This window comes from Acrocarpospora phusangensis (assembly GCF_016862995.1).
GTDB lineage: Bacteria > Actinomycetota > Actinomycetes > Streptosporangiales > Streptosporangiaceae > Acrocarpospora > Acrocarpospora phusangensis.
Genome location: NZ_BOOA01000082.1, coordinates 1 through 15,295, shown reverse-complemented (window position 1 = coordinate 15,295; position 15,295 = coordinate 1). Strand labels below are relative to the sequence as shown.

The 15,295-nt window shown below is 68.8% G+C and carries 5 protein-coding genes and 1 pseudogene; 3 read left to right on the top strand and 3 right to left on the bottom strand.

Features of this window, described 5'->3' with window-relative positions; translation table 11 throughout:
- Nucleotides 1-3 precede the first annotated feature (3 nt).
- The 3 genes from Aph01nite_RS33620 to Aph01nite_RS33610 form a co-directional block, all read right to left on the bottom strand.
- Nucleotides 4-5,949 carry an RHS repeat-associated core domain-containing protein gene (locus Aph01nite_RS33620; RefSeq protein WP_204045079.1) on the bottom strand — a complete coding sequence of 1,982 codons (5,946 nt, stop codon included), beginning with the start codon at nucleotides 5,947-5,949 and terminating at the stop codon, nucleotides 4-6.
- A complete protein-coding gene (locus tag Aph01nite_RS33615) occupies nucleotides 5,946-7,952 on the bottom strand; it encodes a DNRLRE domain-containing protein (RefSeq protein WP_204045078.1) in 2,007 nt (668 codons plus the stop codon). The genes Aph01nite_RS33620 and Aph01nite_RS33615 overlap by 4 nt, the downstream gene beginning before the upstream one ends.
- Nucleotides 7,953-8,129: 177 nt before the next feature.
- A complete protein-coding gene (locus Aph01nite_RS33610; protein WP_204045077.1) occupies nucleotides 8,130-11,558 on the bottom strand; it encodes an NACHT domain-containing protein in 3,429 nt (1,142 codons plus the stop codon).
- Nucleotides 11,559-11,759: 201 nt separating this feature from the next.
- Here Aph01nite_RS33610 and Aph01nite_RS33605 point away from each other — a divergent pair, with 201 nt between their 5' ends.
- The 3 genes and pseudogenes from Aph01nite_RS33605 to Aph01nite_RS33595 form a co-directional block, all read left to right on the top strand.
- Nucleotides 11,760-13,349, top strand: a complete 1,590-nt coding sequence (locus Aph01nite_RS33605) for a glycoside hydrolase family 9 protein (protein WP_204045076.1) — start codon at nucleotides 11,760-11,762, stop codon at nucleotides 13,347-13,349.
- Between the two features lie 92 nt (nucleotides 13,350-13,441).
- On the top strand, nucleotides 13,442-14,455 hold the full coding sequence (locus Aph01nite_RS33600) for a fibronectin type III domain-containing protein (protein ID WP_204045075.1): 1,014 nt from the start codon (nucleotides 13,442-13,444) through the stop codon (nucleotides 14,453-14,455).
- A gap of 599 nt (nucleotides 14,456-15,054) precedes the next feature.
- Nucleotides 15,055-15,295, top strand: a pseudogene (locus Aph01nite_RS33595) (endo-1,4-beta-xylanase); the annotation flags it as partial.

The window sequence follows — 15,295 nt, the reverse complement described above, 5'->3', positions numbered from 1 at the left end:
AGATCAGAAGAGCATCCACCCTCCCTGCCGCTTGATCCCGAGCATGTTGGAGACCTTCTGCACCGCCGCCGGGAAGTACGTCTGCTGGTCGTCCGGGCAGTTGCCCCAGGTCTTACAGCTCGTGTACGCCTGGTTCCAGCCGGCGAACATCATGTTGGTGCCCCGCCAGGGGTCCGGCGCCTTCAGCCGGGTGTCCCACTTGTTGAACCACTGATTGGCCCGGTTCAGCTTTTCGCGTGCCGCGATCAGATCGTTCATGGCGTTGCTGCGGTCGTGCAGCGCGGCCGCCCGGTTGGGGTTGGTCAGGCCGGGCAGCGGCTGGCTGTACAGGTTGTCGGCGATATCGGCGGCGTCCTTCAGGTCCCCCTGGGCGGTCTTCAGCGCGTTGCGCGCCTTGAGGATGTTGATCGACGCGCGCCCGGCCTTGATGCTCGACTTCAGGCCCGCCGCGCCCGGGATCAGGCTCACCGACGCCACCGCGCAGTCGATCGGCTTGCGGTCGGAGCACTGCTTGACCGCGTCGACGACGCCGAAGCCGAAGGACACCACACCCGCCACGGCGGCCAGCGCCTGGCAGGGCGGCGGCCCGAAGGACAGCAGCAGCGACGCCGTGCCCGCCCAGGCCGAAATGTCCCCGGCGTGCTCGACCAACTCCGAGCCGATCTTCTGCAGCCCGGACTTGGCGCTGTTGTACGTCGCGACGGCCGACGACGCCACCGTGGAGACCGCTTTCGAGGCCGCCTGGATGTTGTTGTCGACCACCTGCTTCAGCGCGCTGCCCGCCTTCGACACCCACCCCGGCATCTTGGGCCACCGGCCGTCGGCGTCCGACATCGTCATCGGGTTCGCGGCGGCGTACCCGTACCCCTGCATCTGCTGGGGGTCCATGTAGTCGATCACCGGGTCCACGCTGATGAACCGGCCCAGGGCGGCGTCGTACTCGCGGGCGCCCAGGTGGACCATGCCCGTGTTGTCGTTGACGCCGCCGACGAAGCCCTTGTCCATGCCCGCCGGCCAGGTCCCCGCCCCGCTGCGCGTGGTGCCGTACGGCGTCTGCCTCCGTACGGCGAGGGCCTGGTCGCTCGCGCGGACCGACACCGAGGAGGTGCCGTGGTGGTCGCTGGCCAGCCAGGTCAGCCCGGCCGGGGTGCGGACGGCGACGGTGGCGCCCGCGTGGGCGTAGTAGCGGGTGGTGGCCTTAGTGCCGCCGGTGACGCGCAGTTCCTGCCCCGGCAGGTAGAGCGTGGCACCGGCGGGGTCGCGGCGGATCATCCGCTGGCCCTCGGCGTCGTACAGGAAGGAGGTGGTGCCCGAGTTGTCGGATGTGGTGGCCAGGTGGCCTTCGCTGTCCCAGGTGAGCGTCTGGGTGCCGTTGGCCGACGGTCGCCGGATGGTGTTGCCGGTCGGGTCGTAGGCGTAGGTCGCCGTCGTCCCGCCCGTGGTGGTGCTGGTGACCGCGTGCGGCTGCGCCGGCGAGTAGCCGTACGACGTGGCGGTGTCGCCGCTCGTGGTGTGGGAGATCTGCTCCAGCCGGTTGCCGACCTTGTTGAAGCGCCAGCTCAGCCAGTACTTGGAGGCCCCGCCGAGCGCCGTCGCCGTCGGGTTGGGAGCGCAGTCGCCGTTGCCGGGTGTCCACGCCTCGGTCAGCCGCCGCTGTGAGTCGTAGCGGAAGCACTGCGTGTCGTCCGGCGACGCCGCCCTGGTCAGGTTGCCGGCGTGGTCGAAGCTGTACCTCACGTCCTGGACGGTCGCCGGCGCCACCTCGCGGGTGGTGAGCAGGCGGGACAGCCGTCGGGTGCCCTCCTCGTAGGAGTAGCCGGTGTCCATGATCCGTCCGGTGCCGTTGCGGCGGCCGATGACGGCGAGCTCGCCGTACCGGGTGTACGCGGTCAAGTCCACGTAGCCCGACAGGGTCTCCGGCTTGTCGAAGTCGGTGTACCCGGTGGTGAGCGTCTCGGCGGCCAGGCCGCCGGTGCCGTCGACGTCCGGCAGCTGGGTGGAGACCGGCAGGCCGTTGGGCGAGTAGGCGGTGGTGTAGGTGTAGGAGCCCGCCAACGCCCCCTCGGCCGGCGGGACCGTGTACACCTCCGTCTCCGGCCTGTAGTCGGTGGAGTAGTCGGTGATCTCCCGGCTGTACGCGTTGCCGCCCTCGTACCGGACGGCCTTGGTGAGATGGCCGGGCACCAGCGTGTCGTAGATCCACTCCGCCCGCTTGACGCCGTTCTCGGAGATGTTCGTCTTGCGGCCGAGCTCGTCGTACCCGAACGTCAGGATCTTGCCGGTGGTGTCCCGGAGCGAGACCAGCTCGTTGTACTCGTTGTAGCCGCTGGTCGTGGTGCCCTTGTCGGGGTCCTTGTCGACGGTCTTGTTGCCGCGCAGGTCGTACTGGTACTCCCAGACGCTGCCGGCCGGGTCGGTGATCTTCTTGAGGTGGCCGCGCCTGGTGTACTCGTACGCGGTGTCGTCCCCGGCCAGCCGCATGAGCGTGGTACGGCCCGCCACGTCGGTGAACGTCGTCGACGGGGTGCCGCCCTGGGGCGGGGTCGTCTCGGTGCGGTCGCCGAAGTGCGCGGTCGTGGTGCGCCACTTCTCCACGTTCTTGGAGTAGAAGACCGAGGCGGTCTCCCGGCCCGCGCCGTCGAAGACCTTGCGGGTCTGGGACGGGATGACGTGGTCGCCGATCGGCACGTACAGGGAGGTGACGGGCGCGCCGTCGGCCACGTACGCGTCGTTGGTCTTCCAGAGGCGGCCCGCCGTGTCGTAGAAGGAGTCGGTCACGACCCGGCCGCCCTTGTCGCCCGCCTCGGGGGCCTGCGACTGGCGGACGCGCAACAGTCCGTCGTACAGCGTGTGGAAGGTGGTCTGGCCGCCGTTGGCGTTGAGCCGCGACGTCGTCACCGCCACCGGGCCGTCGTTGCGGATCAGGTAGGAGAACTGCGCCGTCGGGCTCGCGGTGGTCGCCCGGCCGGGTCCCCACACCTTGCTGAGGCGGCCGAGGCCGTCGTAGCTCATCACGGTGACGCGGCCGTTCTGGTCGGTGACCTTGGTGGCGGTGCCCCACGCCGGGTCGTGCTCGGTCGTGGTCGTCCACTCCTTGACGTTGGTCTGCTCCGTCTTGGTGAGCGGCCCGCCGACCGCGGGCGTGTACGCGGTGGTGCCGTGCCCGCCCTTAGCGTCCCAGGCGTCGATGATCCGGCCCTGCGCGTCGTAGGCCGAGCGCGAGGTCGTCGTGTACGTCTTGGGCGACCACGTGGCCAGCGTGTCCACCTTGGTGACGCGGCCCTGCGCGTCGTAGGTGTTGAGCACGTCGCCGATGACGTCCTCGTTGCCCGTCGGGGTGGTGCCGCACGGCACCGCGTACTGCTCGACGCGCCGGGTGAGGGACAGCAGCCACGCGGTCGTGTCCCTCGGCTCGTACGTGGTCTTCACGCACTTCTCGTCCCCGGTGACCGCGTTGTCCCCCGACTCCTCGACCTGGACGACCATGCCGTACGCGTCGAAGGTGTTGCGCGTCGTCGTGGTGCGCGCGGGCCGGCCGCCGTCCAGGACGGTGGTGCCGCGGGTGACCGAAGTGCCGGTGTACCGGGCCGAGACGGTGACGCCGTTGAGCGTGCGGGTCGCGGTGGCCGCCGACTGCCACGGCTCGAACGTCTGCGAGCCGATGGCCGCCGCGCCGTTGTAGGTGACGGTCTGCCGGGTCATGCCGGCGTACGCGTCCTCGTCGTTGACGGCCGGCGCGCCGCCGGCCGCCGGCAGGGTGACGGCGCGGGTGCCGGAGGGCAGTTTGTCGCCGTGCATGCCGCGGAAGAAGGACGTCTCGGTGATCTGCTCGTCGCCGGGGTCGCCCTTGGCGGTGCGGACCAGGCCGTAGCCGCGCCACACCGACCACGTCTTGTACTCGGCCTTCACCAGGCCGTCGTCGTCGGTGTAGTGCCAGGCGGGGGTGCCCTCGTAGGCGTACTTGGTGATGGCGCGGGGCGCGCCGGTGGTCAGGTCGTTCTCGGTGACGGCGGTCACCACGTACTTGTGGAAGTAGTCGGTGAGCGGATTGGCCGCGCCCGGCGGGGTCCATTTGACCGGGTAGCAACGGTAGGTGTTGGTCTCCGGCGCCGACGGCATCCGGGTGCCGTCGACGCAGTCGGCGCCGGAGTAGGTGACGCCGATCTTGCCGCCGGTCTCGGTGGTGATGCCGGCGACGCGCCACCAGTTCATGGCGGGCGAGTGGTCGATGGTGTCCACCCGGTTGGGCATCTGCACGCCCTGGAACATCACGTCCGGCACCTTGACGCCGTCACGGCCGGCGTGGGAGATCTTGGCCAGCCAGAGCCCGGCGCGGGTGCCGTCGCCGGGGTCGGGGAAGGAGTGGGTGAACGTCCACGACTCCACGTCCACGTGCTTGCCGGCCGCGGCGTCCCACACCTGGGTCACGATCCCGGCCAGGCGTTTGCCCGTCCAGAACGTGGGCGCGGTCGTCTGGCAGGGCGACTTGGTGCACTCCTGGTCCCACGGTGTGTCCGGCCAGGTGGTGGCGTTCTTGGTGGTGCAGTTGGCCAGGCAGCGGTCGGCCGTCTGGAACACCACCCGCGCGGGCACCAGCGACGAGCCGTCCCGGGTTCCGTAGTCGATCCTGGTCAGGTAACCGGCCCGGTCGTACTCGGCCAGGTCGGTGGTGGTGATGTTGCGCGCGTACTTGTTCTTCTCCCGCTTGTACGTGTACGTCATCGTGTTGCCGGACGGATCCACGACATAGTCGAGGTTCCACCGGTACGCCTGCGTGCAGTCGGAGTCGGCGAAGGCGTCCTCGTGGCAGGGCTCGCCGGTGTGGTTGCCGTACACGGGCGAGGTGAGCACGCTCTCGGTGGCGCCGCTCTTGCCGAACCAGTACTGCACGCCGTCGGCCGTGGTCACCACCCAGTGCTCGCCGTCGTTGTCGCCGTTGGCCGCGCCGGTCTTGCGCTCGATGCGGGAGGCCTCGTCGTTGCGTACCTTCCAGCCCTTGCCGGTCTGGAAGACGAGGTCGCCGCCCCGCCCGTTGAGCGACAGGGTCGCGTTGTCGGTCGCCCAGCACTGGTCGCCGGTCTTGCGGTCGGCGTTGTTGCCGTCCTTGGTGTCGTCCCCGCACGACTTGTAGCGGCGCTCGATGAACCCGGTGGACAGTTCGAAGCCCTCACCGGCCCACGACGGCTGGTTGTTGGAGGCGGCCATCCTGCCGTCCACCGACGAGGAGGAGTACGCCAGCGTCAGGCCCGGCGAAGGCCCGCCCACCGCCGGCGGCACCCGGAACGGGTAACTCCAGGAGAAGTCACCCGCCGAGCCGCCCGCCGTCCACGTGGCCGACGGCTGCAACGAGGTCGCGCTGTAGTCGCCGGACGGCCCGGCGGACGCCGCCTGCACCATCAGCGTGGCCGGCAGCCCGACCAGCGCCGACACCGCGCCCGCCTCGTTCTTGGAGGTCAGCGGCGTGGGCGCGCATCCCTCGCACTCGGGCGCGGCGGCCAGCACCAGGCGGGAGGCCCAGTCCGCGCCGTACGCGTCGCGGAACGCCGTGTAGTCCACGCTCACGGTCGCCGACGGCACGAGCGCCTTGCCGTTCGCCAACGTGTCGGAGGTGACCCGCAGCGTCAGGCCGGGCGAGTCGAGCACCTCCAGCTTGACCCGGCCGGCGCTGGCCGACCTGATCGCCACCGGCATGCCCTCGGGACGCGCGGACTGCCCGGCCACCAGGTTCGTGGTCACAGTGAGCCCGGCCCGCGGCCACACGGGCGTGGTGCCGACGAAGGGCTTGCCGGTCTTCGGTTCGAGGATCTCCACCGGCGGCAGGGCGCTGCCCGGGACGGACGTGTCGTCCTGGGCGCTCAACCGCTCGGGCGCCGCCGCGGCGGCGGGTAAGGGAACGGCGGAGGGCAGCAGCAGAGCCGCCCCGATCAGTAACGACAGGCTCTTTCTCACCGTCGGCCTCCGAAGGACACGACGGCCTGGCCGGCGGCGGAACCCACGAGGAAGACGTACGGCTTGATCGGGCCCTCGTGGCCGGCCCGGTCCACGGCGCGCACGTACAGGGTGAGCTGGCCGGGGCGGGTGGGGCTGGCCGGGTTCGGCGGCGGCGGTGTGAGCTGAAGGGTGGCCGGCGCGCCGGCGACGTACGTGGTGGGCGGTTCGGCCCAGCCGTACTTGAAGCCGGTGACGTCGGAGCCGCCGCCGCTGAAGGTGAACGTGCCGGTCTGGCCGGGCGCGCCGTGGTACTCGCCGTCGGACGGGTAGTCGGCCGAGGTCACGGCCGGCTCGGTGTCCAGGCCGACGGTGTCCACGCCGAACTCGCACCAGGCGCTGTACGCCTTGCTGTTGAGGCTTCCGTCGTTGGCGAGGGCGCGGAAGGCGTACAGGCCGCCCTCGTCGAGCGCCGGGGTGGTGACCTGGGTGGTCGTGCCGGTGGAGGTGTTGCCGGGCGTGGTCGCCGAGCCCACGGCGGCGCTGTAGGTGCCGTCGGCGTTGACGCGGGCCCACTCGAAGGTGGCCTTCATGTCGGTCTCGGGGTCCGGGTCCGACAGCCGCGCCTTCAGCGTGACCGTGTGGGACGAGATCCACGGCCGCGCGGCGCCGGTCACGCAGGGCTGGGACGAGACGGTGAGCTGGTCGGGCGCCGCCGGGTAGGAGTTGTAGTCGATGGCCAGCACCGGGTTGTGCGCGTGGTTGGCGTCACTGGTGACCTTGTAGCGCTTCCACGCCCACTGGTCGGTCTCGCTGACGGCGCGCAGCCCCAGCGTCATGTTCGTGGCGCCGGCCGCGGCCGCGTTCTTCACGACGGTGGTGACGTTGTACTCCTGAGCGCCGGCCGGGCACTTGTCGTTGTAACCGCCGTCGTAGCGGCGCACGACCTTGTTGTCGTGGCCTTGCGAGGCGATCCAGGACGGCTGCGCGTTCCAGGTGGTGGAGCCGCTGATCGTGCCGGTGTGCCAGGCCGCGACGGAACCGCCGCTGTTGTTGCCGTTGCCGCAGTCCTTGGCCGACCAGGAGTGCCACACGCGGAACGTGGCCTTGCTGACCACGGTCCCGGACACCCCGGCGATGTTCAGCTGGACGAACGAGCGCGCCTTCTTGCCGTCGGAGATGCCGGCGCGCAGCACGCCCGCGGTGCCGTCGTCACTGTTGATCGTCAGCCGGTCGTAGTACGACGTGGTGGGGGCGAGTTCGCGGACCACCGTCCAGTGGTTGCGGCGGCCGCTGAACGACGGGTCGATCTTGATGGGGAACTGGGCGCCGGGGTCGTCCAGCAGGGCGGGGTCGGGGACGAGGTCGAGGGCGCCCGCGCGTACCTCGGCCTTGACGGGCTTCTCGGTGTCGCCGTCCCACATGGTGGGGGTCGCGCCGCCCAGGACCAGGTTGCCGCCGGCGTCCTTGGCGCTGACCGCGCCGGTCCTGGCGTCGACGCCCAGGGACAGGCCCTTGGTCGTGGTCTTCAGGGACAGCTTGCGCAGCGCCGGGTTGGCGGCGGCTTCGCGGTTCTTCACCACCAGGTAGTGGGTGAATCCGTCGAGTTCGGCCTCGACCTCCAGGTCGACGCCCTTGAGCACCTCGGGGTAGAGCGCGACGTTGCCCTTGATGACCGGTTCGGGCAGCGGGCCCGGCCAGCCGAGGGTCAGTTCGGTGCCGCCCCGGCTCGCCTTGGCCATCGGGGCGTCGCCGCCGCCGCTGAACACGATCGGGAACGTGGGCGCGATCGGGGCGATCGTGCCGTCGGGGCGTTCCCGCAGGGTGGCGTCGGGGCGTACCCAGGCGCCGTTCTGCGACTTCGCCCAGACCGGGCGGAGGTATTCGTACCGGGTGAACGATCCGTCGGGGTTGGCGAAGATCTCCGTGGTCTCGCCGCGTTCCGACAGGAGCTCTACTCTCTCCCGGGTCTGCGCTGACGCCTGCCCCCCGGTCAGGCCTCCGAAGATCGCACCTCCCGTCATCAACGCGGTGATCGCAACCCCTGCTAAACGACGAGCCACGTGTGGCCTCCCGTACCAGCTCGCGAATGGATGGCGAAGCCTGGATACGGGAGGGGCGTATAAGGGGGGTACACGCCGCGTATTTCGGCAGGCAGCGGCCGTGCAGCCCGTCGATCTCGCAGACGTGTGCGGACATGGTCAGAGCCTGCCCATCACACTCGACCCTTCGCCCAGGGCGTGATCTCCTCTCACCTCGTGCTGAGGTGAGACATGAATCGTGAGACCTGTCACACCGGTGAAAGGCGACAGGTCCAGCAGTCCGCTCCCGGTAATGATGAGCTGGGTGAGGCCGGGCAGGCGGGCGACCCCCTCAAGTGAGTTGACGTCAGGCTGGGTGGCGACGCGCAGAATCTTGACGGGAAGCGTCGGAGCGAGAAGATCGAGGTTGGCCGGGAATCGGCCCAGATCGAGAAAGACGAGATTGCGCAGCGCGGCGATCCGGAACAGATCCCGGACCACGGCATCGCCGAGAGTCAGCGTGGTCAGCGTCCGGCTCCACTTCTCGATCCCCGCCAGACTCCGCAGCCCGACCCTTTCCAGGAGCTCCAGCCCTTCCAGATCCTTCAGCTGGTCGCAGTTCGCGAGCTGCTGGAGATCCGTGAACCCCGAACACTGCGCGAGCCGTAGCACCGTGAGCGGCGACCTCGGCAACATGTTCCCGCTCGGGCTTCGGCGGAGACCCCGCAGGGTCAGCGCCTGGACCTCCCGGAGCTGGTGAAGCACCTTGATGTCCTTGGCAGCGCCCGCGTTCAGGTCCAGAACCTTCAACCGGGGCATGCTCGCCAACGGGGTCAGGTCGCAGGTTCCCGTCTCATTCAGCCGCAGCACCTCCAGCCCTGGATGACTCGCCAGCGGGGACAGGTCGGTGAGCTGCGGATCCATCTCGACATCGAGCGCGGTCAGACCATGGATCTCCGCGATGCCCGAGAGGTCTCCGGAGCCCTTGTGCAGCCGCCACTTGACCGAGGTCAACGCGTTCAGATGGCGGATGGCCCTGACTCGGGTGGGGTCGTCGAGGCTGACTTCGGTGACGCCGGAGGCGTGGCGCAACACGTTCTCCGCGTACTCGTCGGGGTCGAAGCTGCGCCATGCGAGCAGCAGTTCCGCACTGACCATGGTGTCGCTGTAGCGCGCCGCCACATCCCCGATCACCCTGACCGCCGCCTCGCCCCCGATCAGCGAAGCCGTACGGACGACGGCCGCGGCCTGCCGCGGCGTCTCGATCGTCCGCACCGTCAGCAGGTCGATGACGAAATCCCCGGCCATCGCCAATGACTCGGCGTCGTCCACATCGTTGGGCGGCAGCAGTTCCGCGGCCATCGACTGGATCCGGTCGCGGATCGGCGGTTCCAGCTCGGCGGAGGTCTCGAAGCACGCGACGGCCAGCAGCCGGAGCGTCCTCGCAGACGTCTCGTCGCCTTCCGCCCGCGCGAGGAGCAGCCGGAACAGCTCGGTCCGCTGGCGCGGCTGGGCGTGACCGGCCGCCATGATGACGACCTCCCGCCACTGATCGTTGTGGGCCTGCTCCACCAGAAGACCCATGTCATCGGCCTCGATCGCCGCTTTCGCCGCGAGATACTCCTCGAACGTGCGGTGGATGAAGTCGATCCGCCCGGCCACCGGCTCCCTGATCACACCGCTCCGGAGCAGCAGCGTGTCGAGGACCTCCGCCGGATCGCCCAGCGATCTCGGCATGAACTCCAGGCGCTTGCCGAGCCGTTCGACGACGCGATCCGTCGGAGCGTCGGACCAGCCGTTCCGGATCAGCCAGTAGGCCAGATCCTGGAGCAGGATGATCTGGTCGGTCTTCGACAGGTGCCGTCCCGCGAGGCTGCCGCGCTCGCGCTCCCGGCGTTCCAGCAGCATTTCGAGCGCGACCCGGTACAGCTCCATCCGGTCATGGGGAAGCTGCATCCGGCGGTCGAAGTACAGGGCGCACATGAGCGCGCAGAGCAGCGGATTCGTCGCGAGCTGGCGCAGGTGGCGGCGGGCGCGGATGGCCGCGAGCAGAGAGTTCTGGTGGACGACCAGGTCCCGCTCCTCCGGCGTGCCCTCCAGGTCGGCCCCGCAGGCGCGATGCCAGTGCTCGATGAACTCCTTGATGTCCGTCCAGCCCATGGTCTGCAGGGACGCCGCGCCGAAGTCCTCGCGTCGCAACCAGTCCGCGCCGGCGGCGGCCGGCCGGGAGGTGACCACATAGCGCGCGTACGGATACTCCGTCGTCAGCGTCTCCAGCCAGTCCTTCGCATTGGTGCGCTCGTCCTCCGGCAGCTCGTCGATGCCGTCGACCAGGACGAGCGCGCGGCCGTCCCGGAGAATCCGGTGGACCCAGCCGGACGGCATCTCGTCGGCGATGTGCCGCCCCACGTGCAGGACCATCGCCTCGGGCGGCGGCAGCTCCTGGCCCACGAACTTCCTGAGCGGGATGAAGAACGGAACCAGGTCGTTCCACTCCCAGAGGCGTTGGGCGAAATCCCGTTTGGCGCTGCGCACCGCCAGCCACTGCAGCAGCGTGGTCTTCCCGGAACCGGCCTCGCCGCGGAAGAAGAGGCGTGTCGCACCCGCGAGGACGTCGTCGACTCGGTGGACCGCACCGGAATCGGCGAGCGAGACCGGGACCTCTTCCGCGTCGAAGGCGCTCTCTTCGAAGCCGATACTATTCACATAAGAGAAATAGATGGCCGCAGCCCACGACTCGTCGGGGGACAATTTCGGCCACAAATCAAAGATAGATCCATGGGATTTGAGAATAGATAATGCCAGTGGGAGTTCCGATGGTTCGTCGGAGCCGGGGAGAGGCTCTCTTCTCTGCTCGGGGCGAACAGGCTGCTCGTGGCGCTGGATCTGTGGGCGCTCGTTCAACGCGCTCAAGCTGATGTAGGCGACACTCAGGGGATACCGGTGCACACCGGCGGAAAGCGTGGCCCCGAACAATTCGATCCGGTCGAGGCGGTTGACCACCTGGCGACGGTAGGCCACCTCGAAGTCGGCGTCGGGATCTCCGGGGGTCGTCCGGGGAATGCGTTCAGTGAGGGTGTCGATCGCGGTGAGAAGAGCCTCCTGGCGTTGCAGAATGGCCCGGAACGCTCCGGTCTGAAACTGTGGCAGCGTGGCCGCGACCTCGATGATGTAGGCACTGCCCTCGCTGAGGATCCGCTCGTAGATGGGGAGCGCGTTGGGCGACAGATCCCTGACGAAACTCTCCTCGTCCCGGCGGAGGTTCCGCTCCAAGTAGAGAGGATCGAGGTCGGCGGCGAAGACGTCCTCGTCGAGCAACCGCGCCCGGTCCAGAACGTCCGACGCGGCGAGAACGGCCGCGGTGCGCTCGTTTTCCGGCACGGTGGCGAACTCGGCGGAGAGCGCGTCCACGAACTGGTCGGCGATGCGCTCTTCGAACTGCTCGAAGAGCCTCTTGAGCCGGCGCTGCTCGCGCACGTCCGTGACTCTCGACTGGACCAGGTCGACAACCGACCCACTGGCCTCGGCGGCGAATTCGTGATCTTTGAGCCAGACTTTGCAGGCGGCTTTCACGATTCCCATGGCGAGACCGAGGAACGGATCACTCACCTCTGCAGGATCTCAGAGTTCCGCCCGCCGAACGATGGATATCCTCGACATGATCTTCTCAGACGGGACGGTAAGGGGCGGTACTCGCAGATGCGCTCAAACGATGACACTCCTGTTGTTCACGGTGGCCACCTCGGTTATGGCTTGGGTGCCTCGAAGGCCGTAGTGGTGCGGTTGCCGGATGGGGTGCCGCCTGGGCGGGTGTCGCTGGTGCCGGAGGATGGTTCGGCGGCCGTTCCGCTGGTGGTGGGGGCGGTTGAGAAGGTGCCTGGGTGGAGTGTCGGGCCGTACGTGCGGGTGGAGCTTCCGGAGGGGTTGGCAGCGGGGCGTTATGCCGTACGGGTGGGGGGTGTGCGGGGCGAGACCTTCGTGGTGGCGGAGGATCGGTTGCAGCGGCAGACGATGTCGGATGTGCTCGCTTATTTCAAGGCCATGCGGTCCAGTGGGGAGATTGATCGTAAGGATCGCCGGGCGGCGTTCTGGGGGGACGAGTCCGGGGCCACTGTCGATGCGCGTGGGGGGTGGCTTGATGCGAGTGGGGATACGAGTAAGTTTCTCAGCCATCTGACTTATACGCGGACGATGAGTCCGCAGCAGATTCCGTTGTGTGCCTGGGCGATGCTGGCGGCGCGGGACGCGATTGCCGAGCGTCATCCGGGTTTGGTGAAGTCGCTGAGTGCGCGGCTGCGTGACGAGGCGTTGTGGGGAGCTGACTTCCTGGTCAGGTTCCGGTCGGCTGAGGGGTACTTCTACACCGGGATATTCGACGCGCTGACCAAGCGTCTGGACGAGCGGGTGGTGACCGCGCCGCTGCCCGAGTGCGTACGCACCGACCGTTATCAGGCCGCCTATCGGCAGGGCGGCGGGCTGGCCATCGCGGCGCTCGCGCGGGCGGCCAGGCAGGACGACGACGGGGAGTTCAGCCGGGCTGAATACCTGGAGGCGGCGCGGGTCGGATTCGAGCACCTAGAGAAACACAATCTCGAATATCTCGATGACGGAACCGAGTCCATCGTCGATGACTATGCCGCGTTGCTGGCCGCTTCCGAGCTGGTGGCGGCGTCGTTCAACGGTGCGCGGGAGGCGGCCAGGAGGCGGGCCCGCGCACTCGTGGCGCGCTACACCGGCGACGGGGAAAGTCCGGGCTGGTTCGTGGCCGACGTCGAGGGGCGGCCGTTCTTTCATGCCGCCGAGGCGGGGTTGCCGGTGCTGGCGCTGCTGAGGTTCGCCGAGGTCATGGGGGACGCGCCGGAGGCCGTACGGGCGGAGGAGGTGGCGGTGCGGGCGATGCTGGACACGTTGGAGCGGACGTACGCGGTGGCCAATCCGTTCGGTTATCCACGGCAGCGGGTGCAGCCGGCGGGTGGGGAGGCCAGGGACGCCTTCTTCTTTCCGCATGCCAACGAGACCGGGTATTGGTGGCAGGGCGAGAATGCGACGATCGCCTCGCTCGCGGTGGCCGCGTCGGCGTGTGCCGCGCTCGATCGGGTCGGCGAGGAGGACCGGCGGCGGTTGCACGTATTCGCGGACGACCAGCTCGCCTGGATCACGGGACGCAATCCTTTCGACGTGTCGATGATTCAAGGGCGTGGGCGCAACAACCCGGACTACACGTCGGATTTTCCGAATATCCCCGGGGGGATCGTGAACGGGATCACGTCCGGGTGGAGCGACGAGGAGGATGTCGCGTTTCTGCCGGCCGATGCGCCGGAAGGGGACTCGTGGCGCTGGGCCGAGCAGTGGATTCCGCATACGGGCTGGTTCCTGCTCGCGGTCGCGTACGCCCGGTGAGGCTGTTATCAATGCGTTATTCACACGGGTGAATCCCGCTGGGCTTCGGCGCCGGTATGCCACTTCACCAACATCAGTTGAGAGGTGGTCTCGTGCGCACAGCCCTCAAGCTCCTCACGATCGCAGCAGGCGTGGTCCTGCTGACCGGAAGTCCGGCGATCGCCGCGGTGGACACCCGGCCTCCGTCGGCTCCCGGCAACCTCCGCTCGACCGCCGTGACGCAGACCGGCGTGACCCTCGCGTGGAACCGCTCGACCGACAACGTCAAGGTCGTCTGGTACGCCGCGTGGGCTCCCGGGCTGACCCCCGTCGTCTACGTCGACCATCCGACGACGACGGCGTCCTTCACCGGGCTGCGTCCCGGCGTGACGTATCCGTTCCGCGTACAGGCCTGGGATGGGAGGAACTGGTCGCTGCCGAGCAACATCGTCAACGTCACCACGCAGCCGGACGTCCTCGCGCCCTCCGCGCCGAGCGCGCTCACGCTGGCGAACAACGTGCACGGGACCCCCGTCGACAGCGTCACCGCGTCCACCGCTCTGCTGAACTGGTCGAACTCGACCGACGACTTCGGGCCGATCAGGTACGAGGTCCTGGTCAACGGGGTGCCCAGCCCCAACGTGTACGACGTCCGGCCGGCCGGCAGCCCGATCCTGTCCTCGTCCAGGATGTGGGTCCGCCAACTCGAACCCGGAACCACCTACAGCCTGTCCGTACGCGCCGTCGACAGCGGCGGCAACCTGTCTGCGCCCAGCGCCCCGCTGACCGTGACCACGGACGCGTCCGGCGACGTCCTCGCTCCCAGCACGCCGACCCTGACCTCGGCGTCCGGGGGCGGCACCGGCTACTGCCCCGACGAGATCTGGGCCCGCTGGACAGCCTCGACCGACGACCAGGCCCCGGCCTCGGCTCTGGAGTACGAACTCCGTTCCAACGGCACCATCCTCGAAGTGATCACCGGCGGGACGCGCACCATCGCGTACACGGAGATCTTCGGAACCAACGCGGTGACCATCGTGGCGGTGGACCCCGCGGGTAACGCGTCGGCGCCCAGCAACGTCGTCAACACGTCCGTCAACTGGGGTACGCCCTGCGGCAACCAGTAGCCGCATCACGTGGATGACGGCCCTGCTCGCCATAAGCGGGGCCGTCATAACGACCACTCCGGAGAAAAACGGACGTGGTGTTCTGCCCGCTTTCACCGCTGTCTGGCACGTCGTGGGGAAGGGCGCGAGGTCGGTCGCGCCGCCGAGTGTGTCTCCTTTTCTCCATCGTGGCCGGAGGTGGTGGTGAGGCGGAGCAAATACGAGACGGTGCCGTGTCGTCAAGACTCCCAGCGCCGTACCGGGCCGCCGTGACGGCCGGAATGCGGCTCATCTGCTGATCTAGGGGGTGTCAGCACCGATCGGTACGGACGGCCGTGATGAAAATTGCAGCGGGCCAATCGTCCGAAAATTTCCTCGGCCAAGTCGCCCGTGGAGACGCGCACGGGGTGCGTATGTCCGCGCATGGCGTTCGAAACTTTCATGGCTATCTTGACACTTTTCGGGGCGTTCCACACACTGAGCCCCGGAACGGTCCCTTGCCAGGTCGGTGGTGCGCGGCAGCGGGCAGCCGTTCGCGACGCCCTGGTGGTGTGCGATCCCGGCGATGGGAGCGCGGCGTCGATCCCTCTTCCGTGATTCCGTTTTATGGAGGCTCAGGCATGGGCTCAAACGCCCCACACCCCCACCAGCGACCCTTCCGGGGGCTTCGCCGGATCCTGGTCGCCGGCGCTCTCGCCGTCGTCAGCACGATCCCCGCGCTGACCCTGACCGCTCCCGCCGGCGCCGCGGCGAGCACGCTCGGTGCGGCGGCTCAGCAGAGCGGCCGGTACTTCGGCACCGCGATCAACGCCGGCAAACTCGGCGAAGCGGCCTACACCACGATCGCCAACCGTGAGTTCG